The organism is Streptomyces naganishii JCM 4654 (genome assembly GCF_014650575.1).
Classification (GTDB): Bacteria; Actinomycetota; Actinomycetes; order Streptomycetales; family Streptomycetaceae; genus Streptomyces; species Streptomyces naganishii.
On record NZ_BMVF01000066.1, the window covers coordinates 1 to 804 of the forward strand.

Here is an 804-nt window from a genome sequence, read left to right on the forward strand (position 1 = left end):
TCGATCGGTGAGGTGGCGGCGGCGCATTGTGCGGGTGTGCTGTCGCTGGAGGACGCGTGCGCGCTGGTCGCGGCGCGTGGCCGGTTGATGCAGGAACTGCCGGGTGACGGTGGGGCGATGGTGGCCGTGCAGGCTGCCGAGGAGGAGGTTGTCCCGTATCTGACGGATGCGGTGAGTATCGCGGCCGTCAACGGGCCGGCTTCGGTTGTGGTCGCCGGTGACGAGGACGCCGTACTGCAGATCGCTGCCGTCTTCGAGGGGCAGGGGCGGAAGACTCGGCGTCTTACGGTGAGCCATGCCTTCCATTCGCCGCACATGGACGGGATGTTGGAGGCGTTCCGGGAGGTGGCCGAGGGGCTGTCGTATGGCGTTCCGCGGATCCCGGTCGTGTCGAACCTGACGGCTTCGGTCGTTTCCGGTGAGGAGATCGGGACGGCTGACTTCTGGGTGCGGCATGTGCGCGAGGCCGTGCGGTTCCTGGACGGCGTACGGGTGCTGGAGGCCGAGGGCGTCACGACGTTCGTGGAGCTCGGTCCGGACGGTGTGCTGTCGGCCATGGCGCAGGAGTGTGTGACCGGGGACGGTCATGCGCTCGCGCCCGTGCTGCGCCGTGACCGTGACGAGGCGGAGACGGTGGTTGCCGCTGTCGCCCAGGCGTATGTGCGTGGCGGTGCCGTCGACTGGCGGGCTTTCTTTGCCGGTGTGGGTGGGCGGCGGGTCGGGCTGCCGACGTATGCGTTTCGGGGTGAGCGGTTCTGGCCTGACGCGGTGTCGTTGGCGGGTGGGGATCCGGAGTCGGTGGGG

At 69.3% G+C, this 804-nt stretch carries 1 protein-coding gene; it reads left to right on the top strand.

The window, feature by feature from the left end; all coding sequences use genetic code 11:
- Positions 1-804 (top strand): acyltransferase domain-containing protein (locus tag IE217_RS34370; protein ID WP_190181881.1); only part of this gene is annotated, 804 nt, incomplete at both ends.